Genomic DNA, 17,311 nt, shown 5'->3' with positions numbered 1-17,311 from the left:
AGGTCGCCGATCTGTGCCGGGTGGCCCCCAGCACCGTCGGCCGATGGCTACAAGAAGGACGGTTGCGCGGACAGCGGACGTTGGGGGGTCATTGGCGGATTCCCGCCGACCAGATCCGCGCACTCCTGGAAGGAGACCAGGGATGAGGCGGCCCTGCCTTCCCGGCCACGCCGTCGCGCGTGATCTGTCCCGCCGAAGCGGCGTGCTGGTGTGGCACGGGGAAACCTCACGCGGCTATCTCGCCCTGGCCGGGCGCGAACTGCTCATCGCGGCCACCGCTGAGGAGATGTGGATGAGGCTCGCCGCGCGCGGCCTCATCCCGACACGGGAGGAATCTTCCCCGCGCTCCATGGTTCTGCCCGGGCGCGATCACCTGGCCGGCGCCGACACGACCGACACCACCTGGACCCAGGCCAGACCGGTCAGACCAGCCGGCCCGGTCTCGTGGGGGCGTCCCGCCTCCGCGTAGACGGCCGCGTCGGGGTGAGCGTCCTGCTCACCGGAAACCCCGGCGTTGATCAGCCGCCCGTCTCGGGCGCGGGGCGGGCGGCCCACAAGGTTCCCGCGTGTCGTTCTCAGAGCCTGGCGCGTGGGACCCCGGGGAACCATTGAGGGGTGTTCCCCGGTCCGGTCCGGGGCGGTAGAGGGGCCGTCCCGGACCACCCCCCTTGTCCGTCACGGCCCCCAGTCACGGGATCACGCCCGCACCGCCGTCAGCTGAGAGATGGTGTTCTCAGGCCAGCCCGCCGAAAGGAACCCCGTGTACGTGACCAGGCCACCGCAATGCCGAAACCTCGTCGCGCCCGACGATTTCGCTGGGAAGCGACCCGGGGAGCTGAGAGGTCGTCCCGAACCGGATCTCCCAGTCGCTGACCCTTCACAGGGATCAGAGTCCGTCCGATCTCTGTTTTCCGGGCTCACCGGCGTCATCGAGAGGCTACGGTCGCAATGACACTGCGAAACCGCCGTATTGAGGTGAGCCATGCCGGAGCGCTATCGCAGCATCGTCGATGTTCACGTGATCCTGCACCGTGATGGAGAGATCCTGCTGTTGGAGCGACAGGGCACCGGCTACTGCGACAGAATGCTGCACCTGCCCTCCGGACATCTGGAGGAAGGCGAACCCGTTCCGCACGGTGCCGCGCGCGAAGCCCGCGAGGAGACCGGTGTCCTCATCGATCCCGGCACGCTCACGCTCGCCGCTGTCGTGCACCACCGGCAGAGCCCCGGCCACGCGCGCGTCGGCATGTTCCTCCTCGCCGAAACCTGGACGGGGGAACCCGTGAACACCGAGCCCCACAAGTGCGGGAAACTCCAATGGGCCGACCCGCACCTGTTGCCCTCCAACACCATCGACTATCCCGCCGTGGGCATCCGCGCCTGGCTGGAACAGCGCCCTCTCGCCCTGCACGGGTGGGGCAGCACGGAAACGGTGAGGTGAGAGACAGACCGGGCCGGGCCGGCCTTCCGACAGTCACGGCCCGACCAGTGTCTGTACCCGGTCACTGGGGCGGGCGGTCTTGACTCGTTGACGAGATCCCGTGGAACATGAACTCGCCCTTCTCGAAGGGCGCTTCTCGGGCTTCCAAGATTTATAAAGCGGAGATAACGGCCCGCAAAGCCGCAGGTCATTTTCTGTAAGCCCCGCGCACGCGGGGATGGACCGGTTCCCGGTCCACCGGGTCCCGGTCCACCGGTGTAAGCCCCGCGCACGCGGGGATGGACCGGCGTCGGCGCGCGCGAAGAGGCGCAGCGCAGAGTAAGCCCCGCGCACGCGGGGATGGACCGGCCAGCGCGATGTTCTCGGCGATCTGGGGCAGGTAAGCCCCGCGCAGGCGGGGATGGACCTCTCTACCTCCAGCTCACCTCCCGTGACACCGCGTAAGTTCCGCGCACGTGGGGATGGTTCTTCAACTCTCTTCGAGAGGATGTTGGTGGAGACTTGTTTGCCCGCCCATGACCGGAAAGACTTTCGAGAAGTCTCTCCTGGAGGGAGCTCATCGCGGCCTTTCTACCTGCGCTGATGCACTACCGGCGGATCGCTGCAAAAATGAGCCTTCGAGAGACCAGCAAGACGGCTCTGGCCTGCGACTTTACTCTCGGGTCGCTGATCATCCCTAGAGGGATCGCAACCTGGCTGGTCCGGATCAGTCCTTCCACCTGAAGCTGTCGCTGATCATCCCTAGAGGGATCGCAACTCGGTCTCCCCGGTAGGGGTCCGCCCGGATTTGGGTCGCTGATCATCCCTAGAGGGATCGCAACCCGCGCTGGGCCAGGTCCACGATCGCGGCGTAGATCGTCGCTGCTCATCCCTGGAGGGATTGCGACGAACAATCTGGTCGTCTGGTCGCGAGTCGGTGCAGGTGAACCTCGCGCGGGGATGGCCTCCGCTCGGTGGGATGTTCCCTTGCCTCAGGGGCGCGGGACCGGCTGTCGGCCTTCCCATTCGTGAGGGCGCCGTCCGTGTGCGATCCCGCCGTACCCGTGCCCGTCCTGTGCCTTCTGCTGTCTTCTGCGCCCATGCGCGCCTGCCCTGCCGGTCGCGTGGACCGGGTGGCGGCTGGCCTGGCGACCCGGCCCGGGCCAACAGCGCTTCAGTGCTGGAGGAGCCCGCCGACCGGGACGGGCGGGACGTGGCCGGTGGGCGGAAGGGTCCGCGCCAGGGCGATGCCGACGTCGACCAGCGACGACCGGCGCAGGCCGGCGACGTCGGGGATCAAGGTCCACACCGACTCGGCGGTCTCGCCGTTCGGTTCGGGGCGGAGCCGGCCGCCGGTGACGCGGACCAGGTAGAAGACCCCGACGTTGTGGTGCTCGACGCCCGCGCGCGCGACGGCGGCGGGGATCACCCTGGAGTCGACGCCCAGCAGGCGTTCGACCACCGCCTCACAGCCGGTCTCCTCGGCGACCTCCCGGATCACCGCGTCGAACGGGTCCTCGCCGTGTTCGACCCTGCCGCCGGGAAGGGTCCAGGTGCTCTCTCCCTCCGCCGAGACGTGCCGGGCGAGCAGCACCCGCCCGTCCTCGACGCACACGGCGTAGGCCGCCAGCCGGAAACTCACTCCGCACACCTCCCAGCGGACCCTATCCCGGTCTCCGGGCCCGGTTCGCCGGCAGAGCCCCGGGCGGAGGGCCGGAGGCCCGGAGGGTGGGTGGCCGGGCGCGGGGGCGGACCGTCGCGCCCCCGCGCCCGGCCGGTGTCACAGCTCCCGGAGGACTTCCTCGGCGGCGCGCCGGCCGCTGGACAGGGCGCCGTCGAGGGTGCCGTTGGACGGGAACTCCGCGGTCTCGGTGCCGGCCCAGTGCAGCCGGCCGATCGGGGCGCGCAGCCGTGGCCCGAATTCGGTGAGCAGCCCGGGGAAGGCGGGCGACTGGTAGGCGCGGCTGTAGGGGTCGGGTTGCGCGCCGGCCTCGACCACGGCGAGGGGTTCGGCGGCCAGCGGGCCCAGCGCCCGCTCCAGGTTGTCCAGCAGCATGGCGCGGTGCCGGGCCGGGGAGTCGGTGACCTGCTGGTCGGCGCCGAGCGGGTCGTTCTCGCCGAAGGTGTAGGTGTGGGCGATCAGCCGGCCGCGGTCGGAGTCGGCCGGGCTGTCGTCGACGGTGAACGCGGGGATCCCCGACTCGAAGTGCACCTCGCCGGACAGCCCGAAGTTCTTCCAGAACGGGCGCTGGTAGACGAGTTCGGTGCGGATGATCTCGGCCTGCGGCCACTGCCGTTGCAGCCGGCGCCGGCTCGGCGGGAGCGGGGCGATGTCGATCCGGTCGGCGTCGGCGGGGGACAGCGCGAGGATGACGCGCCGCGCCGAGATCTCGCCCCACGGCCCGCTCACCCGCACGCGGTCGGCGTCGTGTTCGACGCGGGAGACGTGCCGGCCGGTGCGGATGCGGCCCGCGAAGCGTTCGGCCAGCGCGCCCACCAGCTCCCCGGCGTCCAGGCGGAGCGAGACGATCTCCTCGACCGGCCAGGGGCCGATGTGCGCCAGCAGCCACAGCAGGCTGATCCGGTCGGCGGGGAGGCCGGCCTCCATGGTCAGCTGCTCTTCGACGAAGGTGAGCGAGTCGGGTTCGAAGGTGTGCGTGCTCAGCCACGCCCGCACCGACTGGGAGTCCAGCTCCTCGGCGTGCTTCGAACGCCACGGCTCGGCGAAGTCGATCTCCTGGGCCAGTTTGGTCAGCCGGCCCAGGATCCACTCGTCGCGGACGCGGGTCCACCACGAGGCGGCCAGCGGGACGTTCTCCTCGCTGACCCAGGTGTCGCCGTCCTCGTTCATCCGCAGGTCGTCCAGCGCGGCGTCGTCCTCCACCCGGTCGACCTCGATGTCGAGTTCCCGGGCGATCTCCAGCAGGGCGCGGTCGTGGGCGGTGAGGAAGAGCGAACCGGGCGAGACCGCGTCCACCCCGGGGTCCGGCAGCAGCGCGCGGCCCCCGGGGGCGTCCCGCCCGTCGAGCAGCACGACCGATCCGACACCGGCGTCGTCCAGCCGCCTCGCGGCGGCCATCCCGGACAGCCCCGCCCCCACGATCACGACATCGGCCTGTTCCACCACTGCCGGTCCCCCGGACACCGCGGACCCACCCTTCGAGAGAAACGTCGAGACGGCGCGCCGCGCGAGTGCCCGGCGTGGTCGGCCGTCGATCTTCCGGCCACTATATGGGCGAAACACGCGCCCGGCACGCCCGCCACCGTGGGGTGGCGCGGGACACACCGGAAAGGGGGCGGCGGTCGCGCGGCGGCGCGTTCGGTGGGGCCGTGCGGCCGGCGCGCCAGCGCCGTCCTCCCCGGCGGGCGCGCGGCGTTCCCGGCGCCCTGCCGCGGAACGGTCCTGGGGCGACCGGGCCGGCCGGCCTGTGAGACCCGACCGCCCGGCCGCTTCCACGCGGCCGGGTGACACGGGGTTGAGGCCCGAGGCTCCATTCCACGTTCCTACCGGGGGCGATGCCTCGATCGGCGGGATGCGCCGATAATCCGTTCGGCGGGGGTCGTGCCGGATAATCCGTTGTGGGATCGGGGAGCCGGCCCGTAGGGTCGCCGGCATGTCCCTCCGTCTTCGTCTGCGTCAGGCCCTGCCCGAAGCGATGCGCGCCCGCGACAAGGTCGCGGTGAGCGCCCTGCGCGCGACACTCGCCGCGTTGGACAACGCCGAGGCGGTGCCCGTGGACGAGGCCGGGCTCCGCGGCACGGCCCTCGAACAGTCGCCGATCGGCGCCGGCGCCACCGAGGTGGCGCGGCGCGAGCTGGACGAGCACGGTGAGGTCGCCATCGTGCGCGCCGAGGTCGCCGAGCGGCTGGAGGCCGCGGCGCGGTTGTCCGCGCCCGCGCACGCCGACCGGGCCGCGCGGCTCCGCGAGGAGGCCGCCGTGCTGCTCCGTTTCCTCGACGATCCCGGCACCGCCTAGGACTACGCGCGGGGCGTGGCCGGCAGGGGCGGAACGGCCCCCGCCCACCCCGCCCCCGGCCGGGGCGGAATCCGTGACCGCGCCGTGGCCGGGAGTTCCGTGCCGGGGCGGTCGCGGCGGCGGTTCGAGGGCGTGACCCGATGGTTCACGGCGGGCGGCCGGCGGTGTGAGGCGCCGCGGGAGCCCGGTGCCCGGCCGATCCTCCGCTTGCGGCAGTGGCGTGACATCGGCGTGTCCGAGGCCCTGTTGGAGGGCACGGGTGTGATCGCCGAAGGCGCCGGGTGCGGTGAGGCGGACCGTCTCTGCTCGGCATCGGCTTCACCGCCGCGCGGGCACACCACGACGCTGCCGGGACGCGCCCGGGCGAGGACGGGTCCACCGTTTTGGGGAGCGGCGTCGAAAAGGGGGGCTTCGAAGGACGAAGCCCGCCGGGAATCGGAGACGATCCCCGGCGGGACGAACGCGCCCCGTCCGACGGCGGCGGAAGAACCGGTAGGAGGCCGTCCTCCCTCCTGGGGCGTTTGACGTGCGGGGAGACCGGCGAGGCCGCCTCGCCGCCGACCGAGGCGTTGCCCGCCGACGGTCGTTTCGGCCGCGGGCCAGGTTCGGACAGCCCGTGGCGTGTTCCCCGTGCCGGGAAGGACACGGGGCGGGCCTGTGTCCCCCGCGGCCAGTCGAGGGGCTACCGCATGGGCCGAGACCGGCTCGTCCCACCGCGACCGCGCCCACCCGCGGAAACGCCGTACCAGGGGGCGCCCCGGAAAGAGGACCAGGCCGCCCAGCGGAGGAGCGGGGCTCCGGGGGCGGCCGTCCCGTCGGCAACGACGCCGGCCGCCACGAGACCGCCGAGCGCCTGGTGGGCAGACGCGGGACCCGGCGGGGAGGTGTCACCCGGTGCGGCAACACCCCGGACGGCCGCCCCCGCCGGCCGCCACCCGCGCGCCTCGATGACCCGGATCGAAGACCTCACCCGGGTCGGCCGATGATCACGCCTCGACACGCGCCCCCAGGGCGCCTTCCTCGGCGCGCGGGCATCCTTCGGGGGAGCCGGACGGCGGGGCGACCGCCGGGGGTGGGTCAGTGTGCCTTGGTGAGGTCGACACCGAGCTGACGCAGGAAGCCGACATTGTCGTACTGGACCCACTCCTCGGCCAATTGGCCGTTCTCGTGGTAGCGGAAGATGTTGATGAGTTCGAGCCGCATCGGCTTCCCGGTCGGCGCGATCGTGCCGATCGGGGACGCCTCGAAAGGCGCGGTGAAACGCCCCGACATCGAGGTGTGCGAGGCGATGTGATCACCCTCGCTGACAATGGTGCGCCGCTCACACGAGAATCCCTCGAACGCGGCACGCATGGCCGCGAAGAAGGACTTGAGCTGCGGATACGTCATGTCGCCGTCGGGGCCATGGAAAACGAAGTCGTCCGCGAAATAGGCGTCCAGTTTCTCATCGTCGGCCACGGCGATCGCCTCGCGACCGATCCGGACCAGGGCGCGCGCCCGCTCGTCGTAACGGGTGTCGTCGGGGGAGATGAACTCGCTCATCGGGGAATCCTTCCAGGGCGGTGGCGTTGTCGCCGCTTTCGATGCTAGACCCCGGGAATCCTTTTTCAGTCCTGCAAGACATGCAATTATCGGCCTATTCCCATAACGACCATGCATGGCTCGGGCGGCTACGATGGTGCCGTGCCCGAACTCAGCGTCAACGCTCTGCGCGTCGTGCGCGCGGTGGCCGCGCACGGCTCCCTGAGCGGCGCGGCGCGCACCCTCGGCTACTCCCAGCCCGCCATCTCCCGCCAGGTCTCGGCCGCCGAGAAAGCCGTGGGACAGCCGCTCTTCGTCCGCGGCGCGCGTGGCGTCACGACGACGCGCGCGGGGGAGCTGGTCGCCCGGTTCGCCGCCGAGACCCTCGCCGGCCTCGATCGGCTGGACGAACGGCTCGACGAGCTGGCCCACGGGCCTGAGGTGCGGGTCCGGGTGGGGGCTTTTCCCGCCGCGAACGCCGCTCTGCTCCCCTTCGCGCTGGCCAGGGCACTGAGGCGGCAGCCCAGGTTGTCGTTCACGCTCGTCGAGGCGTCCTCGCCGCAGCTCGTGCACCAGGTCATCGGCAAGCGGCTGGACGTCGCGGTGGTGGCCTCCGGGCCCGGCCTGCCGCAGCCGGCCCTGGAGGGGTTACGGATCGCCCCGCTGCCGGGCGGCGAACTGAGGGTGGGCGTGCCGCGCGGGCATCCTCTCGCCGCGTTGGAAGGCGCCGTTCCGGTGCGCGAACTCGCCCACGCGCCGTGGATCGTGGGCAAGGGCGCCCGGGACGAACCACAGTTCGGCGCCTGGCCCACGCTGACCGATCCGCTCATCGCCTTCCGCGCGCGCAGCTGGCACAGCCGTTTGGGACTCGTGGCCGCAGGTCTGGGGATCTGCGTCGTTCCGGATATCCTCGCCCCGGTCGTTCCGGAGAACATCGTCCTGGTGCGCGTGGACGACCCGAATTGGCTCGGCCGGAGCATTCTCGCGATCAGCAGGAATGACGGGGTGGAGGCGCACGAGGTCATCATCCGGGCCCTGCGGGAACCCGCCGCGGATCAACGGAGTCCCTGACGGGGCGGAGGGCCAGAAGAAGACCGGCAGGGCGGCTTCCGGCCGGTATGTCCGGCGTTCGGTCCCGCCTACCGGGTCCCGGTGCGGAAGCGGCCGGTACCCGTCGAGGCCGCCGGAGGCCGTCACGCCGGAGAGGCGACGGCCGGGCGTCCCGTGACGTCCGTCGGCGCGGCCAGCGGACCGCTGGAGGCCGCCCGCCGCGGTTCGGCCGGGAGACCCACCGCCGGCGCGACAACGCCGAACGCCGCTTCGACCGGCTCACGGGATCACGGATCGTCGCCACCGAGTGAGATGGGACCGCCACCTGCTACAAGGCGGGGGTCTTTCCCGTCGCACTCCTGGCCCTGGGCGGGATCCGTTTGGAGACGGCCCCTGTACTCGGTACGGTTTCGCGGCTCGACCAGCGGGTTCGTCGGCACTGGCCGCGTCGGGTTGTCACCCGGCACGACCGTGAAGCCGGACCGGGGTACTAGAGGCTGTTCCCCTTCACGGCCTGTAGCAGGGCGGTCCATTCGGTGGTGGGGAGTGTGAGGTGTCCTGCTTCGGGGGTTTTCGAGTCTCGTAGTGCGGTGTCTCCGGAGGGGGTCACCGCGACTTCCACGCAATTTCCTCCCGTCTGGTTGCTGTAGCTGCTCTTGCGCCACGTCAGGTCGGTCGTCGTCATGCCATTTCTCCTTGTGTCCTGCGGATGAGGTTCCGTGATTCCTCGGGGGAAGTGCCAGTCCTCGCAGCTCCCCGAAGAACCTCCTGTGCTCTCTGGTGACGGCCGGACGGTCTCCGTCCGGACTCGTGTTCGGCTCCCGCGGTTCGAAAGCACTGGCCGTCTGTAGCTAGGGAAGAGGGCTTGACCTCCGGAGTGGAAAGGGAAGACACGGGGCTGTTTCAGCAGTCCCCTGATCCGCGAAAGCGGGTACCGAAGTCAAGCGCAGCGCCACCTTATTCGGGAAACCCGCTACCCGATCACCATGGGAGCGGGTCGATGGCGTGGAGATGGGCGGTCTGTGGAGAAGGGACTCGCGCCTCACATGGCGTCCCGCTTTACCGCGTGCAGGAAAGCTGTCCAGGTCGGGCTGGGGAAATCGAGCCGAGCGAGCTGCCGGTTCCGGGTGTCCCGCACGAAGGTGCGCACCCCTTCAGGGTGCACGACTTCGGCTACCTCCAGGCAGTGTCCTCCCTCTTGGTTGCTGTAGCTAGATTTGCGCCAGTTCACGGGGGTCTCCTTCGAGGATGTTCTGCAGGAAGGTGGACGTCTGTTCCGGGGAAAGTGCGGCGGCTTGCAGGGTTCCGAACCTGAAGCGGATCTCTTCGACCTTCTGCGGGTCGCTGATCAGGTTTCCGGTCCCGACACCTTCCACGTAGACGATATCTGCTTTGTCCGCGAAGGAGAGGACGGTGAAAGGACCGGAGAGACCAGGGTGGTACCTGATTCCCACACTCCACGGTAGAACTTGCAAGCGGACCCTCGACTCCGACAGTTCGAGCAACAGTTCGACTTGTCCCGCCAGAATCCCCGGGTCCGTGGCGAGGTGTTTGACGGTGATCTCCGTGATGATCGCCCATATGGCGGGATTCCGGGAAGCCGAAAGCTCCTCTCGGCGCTGCATCCGAGAGTTCACCAGCCGTGATATCTCGTCGTCTGTGGCCAGATGCGATCCCGCCTTGATCGTGGCCCATGCGTACTCCTCCGTCTGGAGAGGTCCTGGGATCAAGGTCGGATGGTAATCCCGCATCACCGTCGCCGTGGGCACGGCCTGGAAGAAGTCGCCTGCGTACTCCGGATAAGCGGCCCGGCTGAACTCGGGCCACAGGGCCAGTAGCTTTCCCTCGGCCCCGAGGGCTTCGTCCAGGCGTGACACGATGGTCCTGCTGGGGGTCCTCAGGGCTCTCTCGTAATGCCCGATGGTGGCCCCTCTCAGGTTGAGAGGGCGCCCTAAGGCCTCCTGGGATAGATCGGCCATTCTGCGCAATCTAGCTAGCTCTGCCCCGAATTTCCTTAATGCTGGATTGCGCGCTGAATCCTTCTGAGGCATGGCAACGATGAAAGCATGCATTGCAACAGCCTGCAACGGAGAGGTTCTATTTCACTTCATCTGACCTGTATTTATGGCTCCGGTCTTCCTGTAGTGCCACCGTTGGGGCGTGAGTTGATCGGTGTATCGGTGTGACCGGGACGCCGAGAGAAGGAAGCGGAAAACGGCCCTGACCGGCGGTGGAGCGCCAGGCCAGGGCCTCAGTCCCCAACTGGAGGATCAGGTGGCGACCTTGCTGTGTCACCCTAGCTGCTGTGCAATCACACATGAGCATTCCCTCTCTGAATGTTCCTCTCCTGGAGCGGCGAAGGAGGGAGCGTGACGGCTTTTACGGTATTTTCCACGTCTCTGCCCGGTATCCCGGAGAGCGTGGGGGAGGCCCGCCGTTTCGTCGTCGGCGTGTTGCGGGTGGCTCCGGAGAAGGTTCCCGCGGTGGTCATCGACAACGTCGAGGTCATCGTGTCGGAGCTGGCGACCAACGCCATCCGCTACACCCACAGCGGTGATCGCGGCGCGACCTATGACCTGTACTTCAGCGTCGACACCCGCCGGCTGACCGGCAGCGTCCGCACCGAGCCTCCCCTGGCGGGGTTCAGCCCTTCCGACTGTGAGCGCATGCCCGCTGTGGAGGGGGAGGGAGGACGAGGGCTGTACCTGGTACGAGCCCTCGCGACCGAGTACAGCGACCTGCGGCCCTACGAACACGGGACGTGCTTCACGCTGCGGTGGACCTCTCTGGCGCTCGTCTCCAAGGGGCAGGGGTGACGGCGCCCGAAGAGGGGCGGCCCGGCCTGCCTCGGCGGGAGGCCGGCCGTCGCTACTGGCCCGAGAAGGTGTGTCCCTCCGAGCCGTGGCCTCCACGGCGTGGGCGGACCCCGCCCGGGGAACCGCCGGCCGGCGGGGAATTCCCCGTCCTTCCCGCCTTCCACTCCGGGAATCCCGTGACGGACTCCGATGACATTCGGGAGGACGGGCGTCAACGGCGGGACGGTTCGAGAGGGCCACGGGAGTAGCCGCCGCCCGGGTGAGCCTTGAAGCGCGCCACGGCGTGGCCCGGTGGGTCTGGAGGCGAGAGCGCCGCCGGGCCACGCCGTTCCCCTGGGCAGAGGGGCGGATGCGGGCAATGGGAAGGGAACGGCCGGCGTGTCCGGGAGGGGTTTTCGAGAAGTGCCGCGAACCGTTTCGGTCACTACCGACGGAACAATGTTCATGAGGCGGCTTTCATGATTTCCGGCGCACCGGCCGGTGTCAAAGAAACCGAGTGCGTGACCGGGAATACCAGGGGATTCAGTCCTGAGTTTCTGTGAGCCGCGCAAGGGGAATTCCGAATTCCGGGCGCCCCCGATCGCTCCCGTGTATCTTCGTCCTCACAACCGAAGACGGCCCCGGCAGGTGCGACCAACACCTGGCACGGGGCCTGACTCCCAACCTGCTCAACCAGGAAGAGAGCTATGCGTGACTTTATCAGCCGCGTCATGGCCGCGTTCGCGGTCATGCTGCTGGCCCTCGCCCACCCCCGCACCGCCGAGGCGATCACATCGGCGTTGAACGCCGGATCGCTCGCCGAGCACCCCGAGGCGGCCTCCGCCGCACCGGGAACGGACCTCCGCCCGCGAAGCGCCAACCGCGTGCGGCCCTACTCCAAGGACATCCGCGCGCCCTACGTGTTCGGTTCCTCGGAATGGTGGGAGTCTCACCGCGAGTCCAAACGCCCCCAGACCTTCGTCCATGATGGGCCTCCCTACCGGTGGCACCTCATCGCATAGGAGACGCCGTCTCCCCGGCCCTGGCGGCCGACACCGCCAGGGCCTTTCGTGTCAGGTGCCCACCCCGCCGCCGAAGAAAGCGACGGAGAAACCGGCCACTGGCCGGCCCGCCATGCGAACCGACGAAACCCTGCGCCATTCGCGGCGACTGTCGCATTTCTGCGTTTTTTGGAGGCGAATGCGTATTTCGCCCCTTTCTCAAGAAGTGGTCGAAACGGAGGCCGGCCGCTGGTAACGTCCCAGGTCAGCAAGAGTGCTCCCCGCGCACGCGGGGATGGTCCCCACCGCGAAAACGGGACCATTTTCACGCGCCGGTGCTCCCCGCGCACGCGGGGATGGTCCCACGACGTCGTACTCGGTGGAGTTGCCGGGGTTGGTGCTCCCCGCGCACGCGGGGATAAACCCCCCGCCTCGGTTGGGCTGATCAACCTGGGGCCGTGTTCCCTGCACAAGCGGGGCTGGCTCATCTGCGGGCTCCTCGTGTATCTGTGGGGTGGTTTTCCGGTTCGCGGTTCTAGGAGGGGGAGGTTGTCCGGCAGAATGGTGGTCATCGGTCTCGACTTGTCGGTCGTTCCGGTGGGCTCCGGAGGTTTATAAAGCGGAGATAACGGCCCGCAAAGCCGCAGGTCATCTTCTGTGAGCCCCGCGCACGCGGGGATGGACCGCCGGCTCTTGCGGTCGCTGCCCGCCCATCCGCGTGAGCCCCGCGCACGCGGGGATGGACCGCCGGCTCTTGCGGTCGCTGCCCGCCCATCCGCGTGAGCCCCGCGCACGCGGGGATGGACCGCGAGGGAGTGCGCGACCCGGAGCGCGAGCTGGTGAGCCCCGCGCACGCGGGGATGGACCTCCGGCTACGACTACCTCGGCCGCGCCCCCGACGTGAGCCCCGCGCACGCGGGGATGGACCGCTCGCCCGCGCCATCCTCGACGCGCTGTCGATGTGAGCCCCGCGCACGCGGGGATGGACCGCTTCTGGGAGATGCTGCGGACCCGTATGTCCGGTGAGCCCCGCGCACGCGGGGATGGAGCGGTCCGGTCGAGGGTTTCCAGTCAGGGTCGTGGTGAGCCCCGCGCACTCGGATGGGTTCACCACGGTCGCTGCGGATCGGCCTGCGCCGGTCCACGGCGGGCGCCCGGCCGCGCGGTCAGTGGTCGGGATGGTCGGTGATCGTGCTGGTCGTCGTGCGGGCGTGTCCCGGCCCGGGGAACCGGCCCCTCGGCGGACCGCCCGAGCCCTTCGCCCGCCAGCTCTCTCCGAGAGCGGTCAGCCGGAAAGAAGGTAGGAACATGGGGCCCGCTGGGGCGGGAAGCGCTTCGCGCCGCCGGCCCGCATCCGCCCGTAGCCGACGAGGAGAGGACGAGCATGGACGGGGAACACCTGTGGAGGACGGCCCGGGAACGCGCCGAGAGCCTGCCCGCCACCGCCCTGGAGTACCCCTTCGGCCCCGACTGGGAGGTCTTCAAGGTCCAGGGCAGGGTGTTCATGCTGATGACCGAGGTGCCCGGCAAACCGGTCGTGATCCTCAAGTCCGACCCCGGCGACGCCGAAGCGCTGCGCCGAACCCACGCCGACATCACGCCGGGCTACCACATGAACAAGAGGCACTGGATCACGCTCGCCCCCGGCGGCTCGATCGACGAGAGGCTGGTGGAGGAGCTGGTGACCGACTCCTACCGGCTCGTGCTGGCCAACCTGCCCAAGGCCCGCCGGCCCGTCGACCCCGCCGTCTTCGGCGAGCGGGGGTAGGGCCTCGGCCGCGACCGGAGGCCGGCGCCGGCGGGCGACACGGCGCAAGAGTGACCGGACCCGGACAAGTGCCTGTTCGCCGATAGGTCGGACGTCTAGGAGGAAGGCGGGATAAGGTCTTTGCGCTCACCCTCGGTGACGCCGGCGAGCGGAGCGTGACCGTCGAGGCCGGGACCGACCGAACGGACCCGCGCCGCCGCACGTGCCGATCGTTCCGGGCGGCCACCGCGGTGAGCGCACAGGACCCCTGTCGGCGCGGCCCGTGGGATCACCGCGGACCCGCCGAGGACCCCGCCCTCACCCCGGACCCGTCCTCGGCTGCACGCCCCGCGCCCACCGGCCCGGAAGGCCGGCAACCGGGGGTCCGCCCCCGTCCGGCACCGGCTCGGGGAGGAAGACGAGAAGGAGCGCGTATGCACACCATGTCGACCGAGGAGTGGCACGAGTTCGTCACCCGCGGTACCCCCATCGGGAAGTTCGCGACGACCGGGGCCGACGGCACCCCGCACATCGCCCCCGTCTGGTACGTGTTCGACGGCAAGGACTTCCTGTTCACCACGGGCGGCGACACGGTGAAGGCCCGCAACCTCAAGCGCGTCCCGCGCGCGGCCATCTGCGTCGACGTCGAGACCCCGCCCTACTCCTACGTCGTGGCGCGCGGCGAGGTGACGCTGAGCGAGGACCCCGACGAGCTCCTCGAGGTCGCCACCCTCGCCGGCGCCAGGTACGCGGGCCCCGACAAGGCCGAGGAGTACGGCAGGCGCAACGGCGTACCCGGCGAGGTCGTCGTCCGTCTTCACCCCACCAAGGTCGTCGCCTACCGCGGCATCCCCGGTTAGCCGACCCGGGTGCCGGGCGGTGCCCGATGGGGCGCGCCGAGCGGGCGTCGCCCTCCGAGGGCGGTGCCCGCGTCCACCTGGCCGGTCTGTGCCGTCGGGGCCTCGGCAGCGGGGCCGGCCGGGAGCGCCCGCCGGCCCCGCTGCCCGGCCGGGCGTGCGGCCGCGCGGCGACCACCGGCTCCGATGGTCTTGCCCTCGGCCCTTGGCCGGGCGGAGCGGCCTGGTGCGCGAACCGTCGCCGGCCGCTCTTCCCCGGCGGCCGGACCGGGAAGGCCGGCCAGGTCGCCGAGCGCGGGCGCGAGGCCGGCCGGGGCGTCCCGCTGGTCACCGGCGAGATCCACCGGTTCGACCGCGCTCGGTGGGACGGTCTCCGCCGTACGCGGAAGGAGGGCGAGGTCCCGCTCATCGGGGCGGCGGCCGGGACCCCGGCCGCGAAGCCGACGGTGCCCGCTCCCGCGCCGCTCAGGCGTTTCACCCCCCACACCTGAGCGGCGGCGCCGGAAACACCGGCCGCGCGCGTCGGCCCCCGATGGGCCACCGGTCGCCGCTCGACACTGCCGCGCGCCATGGCCGGCGGTGACGGCCGTCACCTGCCAGGCAAGGCCGAACAGGTCCAGGTGCTCTCCGGCCGGGAGGTCCCGCTCGACGTCGCCGGGCTCACCGGATGAGCCCGGAAGCGGACACCGGTGCACGACAAGGCGCGGGAGGGCCGCCGCGCCCCTGCCCTGGCCGGCCGGGACGCCGGACGGCGCGAAGGACCCGCTCCGCCTCGCGCGTCCGCCGCAAGGACGCCGGGACGGCCGGCCCCACACGGGACCGCGGGCCCGCGTCGCCCGGCCGTCCCTCAGCGGAACTGGGCGACGAGCTGGAACATGATCTGGTGGGGGAGACTGCGCGGGAGCATCTGGTTGACGGTGCCGGACACGTAGAGGTCCCGTTCCGGCACGTGGTAGAGCACGTTGCCGAAGGCGCCCGAGTGGCCGACCATCTCTGGGACCGGCGTGAACGGCGACAGCCAGCGGGGAAGCCTGAAACGCATGACCCCCATGCCGTAGTCGATGGGTTCGAGGCGGGAGAAAACCGGGTTCCAGCGCGCGGTCATCTCGGCCAGGTAGCGCGCCGGGAACAGCTCGCCGCCGAAGAAGGCGCGGAGGAACCGCAGCTGGTCGGCCGACGTCGACACCACCGCGCCATCGGGCGGGAACGAGGCGATCGACTTCGGGATGCGCACCGGGTCGCCGCCGTGCAGGATCGTGGCGACCTCGTCGTAGCGGTCCAGCGTGCGCGGGGTGAACAGCCAGGTGGCGTCCAGGCCGAGCGGCTCGACGATCCGGTTCCGGAAGGCGTCCTCGAAGCCGCCGGAGGTGACCACCTCGATGACGCGGCCCAGCAGCTGGTAGTTGGTGTCGCAGTAGTGGGCCCTGCCCGGTGTCGAGGGGGCGAAGCGGCTCGGCATGGACCGCGCCATCTCGATGAAGTCCTCGAACGTCCAGGCGGCGTCCCGTTTGAGCATCTCCCCAAGGAAGGTGGTGCCGTCGGGACGCTCCTGTTCGAAGTAGTCCGGTATCCCCGACGTCTGCGTCAGCAGCTCGCGCACCGTGATCGCCGGGCCGTGGTCGTGGCCGCCGTGCACGTTCAGCCCGCGCATAGTGTCCGCGCCGAGCAGCTCCGCCACACGTGTGTCGAGCGTCAGGGCGCCCTCGTCGCGGAGCTGCATGACCATCGCGACGGTGTACAGCTTGGTGATGCTGGCGATGAAGTACGGCCGCCCGGTGTCCCCGTGGCTCCAGGAGAACCCGGTGGAGGGCTGCTCGACCGCGAAGCTCATCATCGACACCGCCGGCCTGGCGGAGTGACGTGCCGCGACCCTGTCGAGCCTGGCCGAGAGGGGGGTCCTCATGACGTGATCCGTTCCAGTCGTCGTCGGGTGTCGTCGAGCCAGTCCAGCTCGGCCCTGGCCTGGGAGATGCCGTAGGAGAGCGTGGCCAGGCGGAGGACCCGCCCGAGGTCGTCGGCCGAGCCGGCGGGGACGGCGATCGCCTCCAAGGCCGCCAGTTGTTCGCCCACCTCCCGCCGGCGGGTCTCCAGCAGCCCGCGGATCTCCTCCGGCGGCAACCGGTCGGCGAAGAACAGCCGGGCCAGGAAGGGGTCGCGTGTCGGTGGCGTCTTCAGGGGCGAGGTGAGCCACCTGTCGAGCTCGGCCAGCCCGAGGTCGGTCGGGCTGTGCAGGTGCAGGTTGGGCCGTTCCTCCTGCACCACGGTGCGGCGGGTGGCCAGACCGTCCTCCACCAGGCCGGCGAGCGTGCGGTACACCTGCGACTGGTCCGCGCTCCAGAAGTGGCCGACGCTCTCGTCGATGACCTTCTTCAGGTCGTAGCCGCTCATCGGCTGGATGGACAGGATCCCGAGGATGGCGTGTCGTAAGGACATGGATAGAGGATAGTGCACATATATGTGGTGTCCAATATGGGTGAGGGCGAATATGGCACTACCGATGCGGGCCTTGGAGACGTGAGGTCGCCTGAGGGGGAGAGAGGCGGCGAAGTCCCGGAACTCCTGAGGAGAGCGAGCGTCCCCTCTTCACCTTGGGCGAAGGGCGCGACCGGGGATGCCCGGTGGTGACATCCCGGTCCGGCGGGCCGGTGAGAGTGCCCCTGGCGCGCGAGGATGGTCTCCTTGGGCGAAGAGAGGCCCCGCGCTGGCTGCTTCCCGCCCCGGCGGGATCACCTCGACGAGGGCTCGATCGTCGAAGCCCGCGAGTCGTGCCCCCTGTACGTGTAGGGTTCCGCTCGGGCCGTTCCTCGCCTTAAGGATGGCTGCGGCCGGGAGTGGGGGTTCAGTCCTTCTTGCGAACTTCCAGGTTTACAAAGCGGAGATAACGGCCCGCAAAGCCGCAGGTCATCTTCTGTAAGCCCCGCGCACGCGGGGATGGACCGCCGG

General features: G+C 70.3%; 18 protein-coding genes and 1 CRISPR repeat array. Of the genes, 10 read left to right on the top strand and 8 right to left on the bottom strand.

Going from position 1 to position 17,311, the window contains the following annotated elements; translation table 11 throughout:
- The first annotated feature begins 11 nt into the window (after positions 1 to 11).
- The 3 genes from B5D66_RS24655 (at position 12) to B5D66_RS24645 (ending at position 1,441) form a co-directional block, all read left to right on the top strand.
- A complete protein-coding gene (locus B5D66_RS24655) occupies positions 12 to 146 on the top strand; it encodes a helix-turn-helix domain-containing protein (RefSeq protein ID WP_394330089.1) in 135 nt (44 codons plus the stop codon).
- On the top strand, positions 143 to 469 hold the full coding sequence (locus B5D66_RS24650; RefSeq protein WP_078764224.1) for a hypothetical protein: 327 nt from the start codon (positions 143 to 145) through the stop codon (positions 467 to 469). The genes B5D66_RS24655 and B5D66_RS24650 overlap by 4 nt, the downstream gene beginning before the upstream one ends.
- 513 nt (positions 470 to 982) lie before the next feature.
- Positions 983 to 1,441, top strand: coding sequence for an NUDIX hydrolase (locus B5D66_RS24645; RefSeq protein ID WP_078764223.1), 459 nt, complete (start codon positions 983 to 985; stop codon positions 1,439 to 1,441).
- 1,153 nt (positions 1,442 to 2,594) lie between these two features.
- On the opposite strand, the gene B5D66_RS24640 is transcribed toward B5D66_RS24645, so the two are convergent.
- Positions 2,595 to 3,062, bottom strand: coding sequence for an NUDIX hydrolase (locus tag B5D66_RS24640; RefSeq protein WP_078764222.1), 468 nt, complete (start codon positions 3,060 to 3,062; stop codon positions 2,595 to 2,597).
- 138 nt (positions 3,063 to 3,200) lie between these two features.
- Positions 3,201 to 4,565, bottom strand: a complete 1,365-nt coding sequence (locus tag B5D66_RS24635; RefSeq protein WP_235001215.1) for a flavin monoamine oxidase family protein — start codon at positions 4,563 to 4,565, stop codon at positions 3,201 to 3,203.
- A gap of 469 nt (positions 4,566 to 5,034) precedes the next feature.
- Between B5D66_RS24635 and B5D66_RS24630 the strand changes: the two genes are divergently transcribed.
- On the top strand, positions 5,035 to 5,397 hold the full coding sequence (locus B5D66_RS24630; protein ID WP_144390344.1) for a GatB/YqeY domain-containing protein: 363 nt from the start codon (positions 5,035 to 5,037) through the stop codon (positions 5,395 to 5,397).
- Between the two features lie 1,077 nt (positions 5,398 to 6,474).
- On the opposite strand, the gene B5D66_RS24625 is transcribed toward B5D66_RS24630, so the two are convergent.
- Positions 6,475 to 6,939 carry an ester cyclase gene (locus tag B5D66_RS24625; protein WP_078764221.1) on the bottom strand — a complete coding sequence of 155 codons (465 nt, stop codon included), beginning with the start codon at positions 6,937 to 6,939 and terminating at the stop codon, positions 6,475 to 6,477.
- Positions 6,940 to 7,080: 141 nt separating this feature from the next.
- Between B5D66_RS24625 and B5D66_RS24620 the strand changes: the two genes are divergently transcribed.
- Positions 7,081 to 7,989 (top strand): LysR family transcriptional regulator, encoded by a 909-nt coding sequence (locus tag B5D66_RS24620; RefSeq protein ID WP_078764226.1) that lies wholly within the window; start codon positions 7,081 to 7,083, stop codon positions 7,987 to 7,989.
- Between the two features lie 469 nt (positions 7,990 to 8,458).
- Here B5D66_RS24620 and B5D66_RS24615 read toward each other — a convergent pair whose 3' ends face one another.
- From B5D66_RS24615 to B5D66_RS24605, 3 genes are all read right to left on the bottom strand, one after another.
- Entirely contained in the window at positions 8,459 to 8,653 is a 195-nt protein-coding gene (locus tag B5D66_RS24615; protein WP_078764220.1) for a DUF397 domain-containing protein, read from the bottom strand.
- A gap of 357 nt (positions 8,654 to 9,010) precedes the next feature.
- Positions 9,011 to 9,199, bottom strand: a complete 189-nt coding sequence (locus B5D66_RS24610; protein WP_078764219.1) for a DUF397 domain-containing protein — start codon at positions 9,197 to 9,199, stop codon at positions 9,011 to 9,013.
- Positions 9,180 to 10,019 carry a helix-turn-helix domain-containing protein gene (locus tag B5D66_RS24605; protein WP_268805684.1) on the bottom strand — a complete coding sequence of 280 codons (840 nt, stop codon included), beginning with the start codon at positions 10,017 to 10,019 and terminating at the stop codon, positions 9,180 to 9,182. The genes B5D66_RS24610 and B5D66_RS24605 overlap by 20 nt, the downstream gene beginning before the upstream one ends.
- A gap of 318 nt (positions 10,020 to 10,337) precedes the next feature.
- On the opposite strand from B5D66_RS24605, the gene B5D66_RS24600 reads away from it, so the two are divergent.
- The 5 genes from B5D66_RS24600 (at position 10,338) to B5D66_RS24580 (ending at position 14,859) form a co-directional block, all read left to right on the top strand.
- The gene (locus tag B5D66_RS24600) at positions 10,338 to 10,784 is read left to right on the top strand and encodes an ATP-binding protein (protein WP_159457318.1); all 447 of its coding nucleotides are present in this window, start codon (positions 10,338 to 10,340) and stop codon (positions 10,782 to 10,784) included.
- A gap of 686 nt (positions 10,785 to 11,470) precedes the next feature.
- Positions 11,471 to 11,785 carry a hypothetical protein gene (locus B5D66_RS24595; protein ID WP_078764216.1) on the top strand — a complete coding sequence of 105 codons (315 nt, stop codon included), beginning with the start codon at positions 11,471 to 11,473 and terminating at the stop codon, positions 11,783 to 11,785.
- 635 nt (positions 11,786 to 12,420) lie between these two features.
- Positions 12,421 to 12,814: direct repeats of the CRISPR family, unit length 28 nt; unit sequence GTGAGCCCCGCGCACGCGGGGATGGACC.
- 334 nt (positions 12,815 to 13,148) lie between these two features.
- Positions 13,149 to 13,532: an MmcQ/YjbR family DNA-binding protein gene (locus B5D66_RS24590; protein ID WP_078764215.1), complete on the top strand. Its 384-nt coding sequence runs from the start codon at positions 13,149 to 13,151 to the stop codon at positions 13,530 to 13,532.
- A 413-nt stretch (positions 13,533 to 13,945) separates the two neighbouring features.
- Complete coding sequence (locus tag B5D66_RS24585; protein ID WP_078764214.1) at positions 13,946 to 14,371, top strand: PPOX class F420-dependent oxidoreductase; 426 nt, start codon at positions 13,946 to 13,948, stop codon at positions 14,369 to 14,371.
- A gap of 26 nt (positions 14,372 to 14,397) precedes the next feature.
- Entirely contained in the window at positions 14,398 to 14,859 is a 462-nt protein-coding gene (locus tag B5D66_RS24580; RefSeq protein WP_078764213.1) for a hypothetical protein, read from the top strand.
- A 356-nt stretch (positions 14,860 to 15,215) separates the two neighbouring features.
- On the opposite strand, the gene B5D66_RS24575 is transcribed toward B5D66_RS24580, so the two are convergent.
- On the bottom strand, positions 15,216 to 16,271 hold the full coding sequence (locus tag B5D66_RS24575; protein ID WP_078764212.1) for a serine hydrolase domain-containing protein: 1,056 nt from the start codon (positions 16,269 to 16,271) through the stop codon (positions 15,216 to 15,218).
- Entirely contained in the window at positions 16,268 to 16,801 is a 534-nt protein-coding gene (locus B5D66_RS24570; protein WP_078764211.1) for a PadR family transcriptional regulator, read from the bottom strand. The genes B5D66_RS24575 and B5D66_RS24570 overlap by 4 nt, the downstream gene beginning before the upstream one ends.
- Between the last annotated feature and the right edge of the window lie 510 nt (positions 16,802 to 17,311).

It is taken from the genome of Marinactinospora thermotolerans DSM 45154, assembly GCF_900167435.1.
GTDB classification, from domain to species: Bacteria; Actinomycetota; Actinomycetes; order Streptosporangiales; family Streptosporangiaceae; genus Marinactinospora; species Marinactinospora thermotolerans.
The sequence above is the reverse complement of the archived record's forward strand: the minus strand, read 5'-3'. Positions and strand labels throughout refer to the sequence as shown.

Coding starts and splice junctions, on each gene's coding strand:
- B5D66_RS24650 (WP_078764224.1), top strand. CDS start 143: ATGAGGCGGCCCTGCCTTCCCGGCCACGCCGTCGCGCGTGATCTGTCC.
- B5D66_RS24645 (WP_078764223.1), top strand. CDS start 983: ATGCCGGAGCGCTATCGCAGCATCGTCGATGTTCACGTGATCCTGCAC.
- B5D66_RS24630 (WP_144390344.1), top strand. CDS start 5,035: ATGTCCCTCCGTCTTCGTCTGCGTCAGGCCCTGCCCGAAGCGATGCGC.
- B5D66_RS24625 (WP_078764221.1), bottom strand. CDS start 6,939: ATGAGCGAGTTCATCTCCCCCGACGACACCCGTTACGACGAGCGGGCG.
- B5D66_RS24615 (WP_078764220.1), bottom strand. CDS start 8,653: ATGACGACGACCGACCTGACGTGGCGCAAGAGCAGCTACAGCAACCAG.
- B5D66_RS24605 (WP_268805684.1), bottom strand. CDS start 10,019: ATGCCTCAGAAGGATTCAGCGCGCAATCCAGCATTAAGGAAATTCGGG.
- B5D66_RS24595 (WP_078764216.1), top strand. CDS start 11,471: ATGCGTGACTTTATCAGCCGCGTCATGGCCGCGTTCGCGGTCATGCTG.
- B5D66_RS24590 (WP_078764215.1), top strand. CDS start 13,149: ATGGACGGGGAACACCTGTGGAGGACGGCCCGGGAACGCGCCGAGAGC.
- B5D66_RS24585 (WP_078764214.1), top strand. CDS start 13,946: ATGCACACCATGTCGACCGAGGAGTGGCACGAGTTCGTCACCCGCGGT.
- B5D66_RS24580 (WP_078764213.1), top strand. CDS start 14,398: ATGGGGCGCGCCGAGCGGGCGTCGCCCTCCGAGGGCGGTGCCCGCGTC.
- B5D66_RS24575 (WP_078764212.1), bottom strand. CDS start 16,271: ATGAGGACCCCCCTCTCGGCCAGGCTCGACAGGGTCGCGGCACGTCAC.
- B5D66_RS24570 (WP_078764211.1), bottom strand. CDS start 16,801: ATGTCCTTACGACACGCCATCCTCGGGATCCTGTCCATCCAGCCGATG.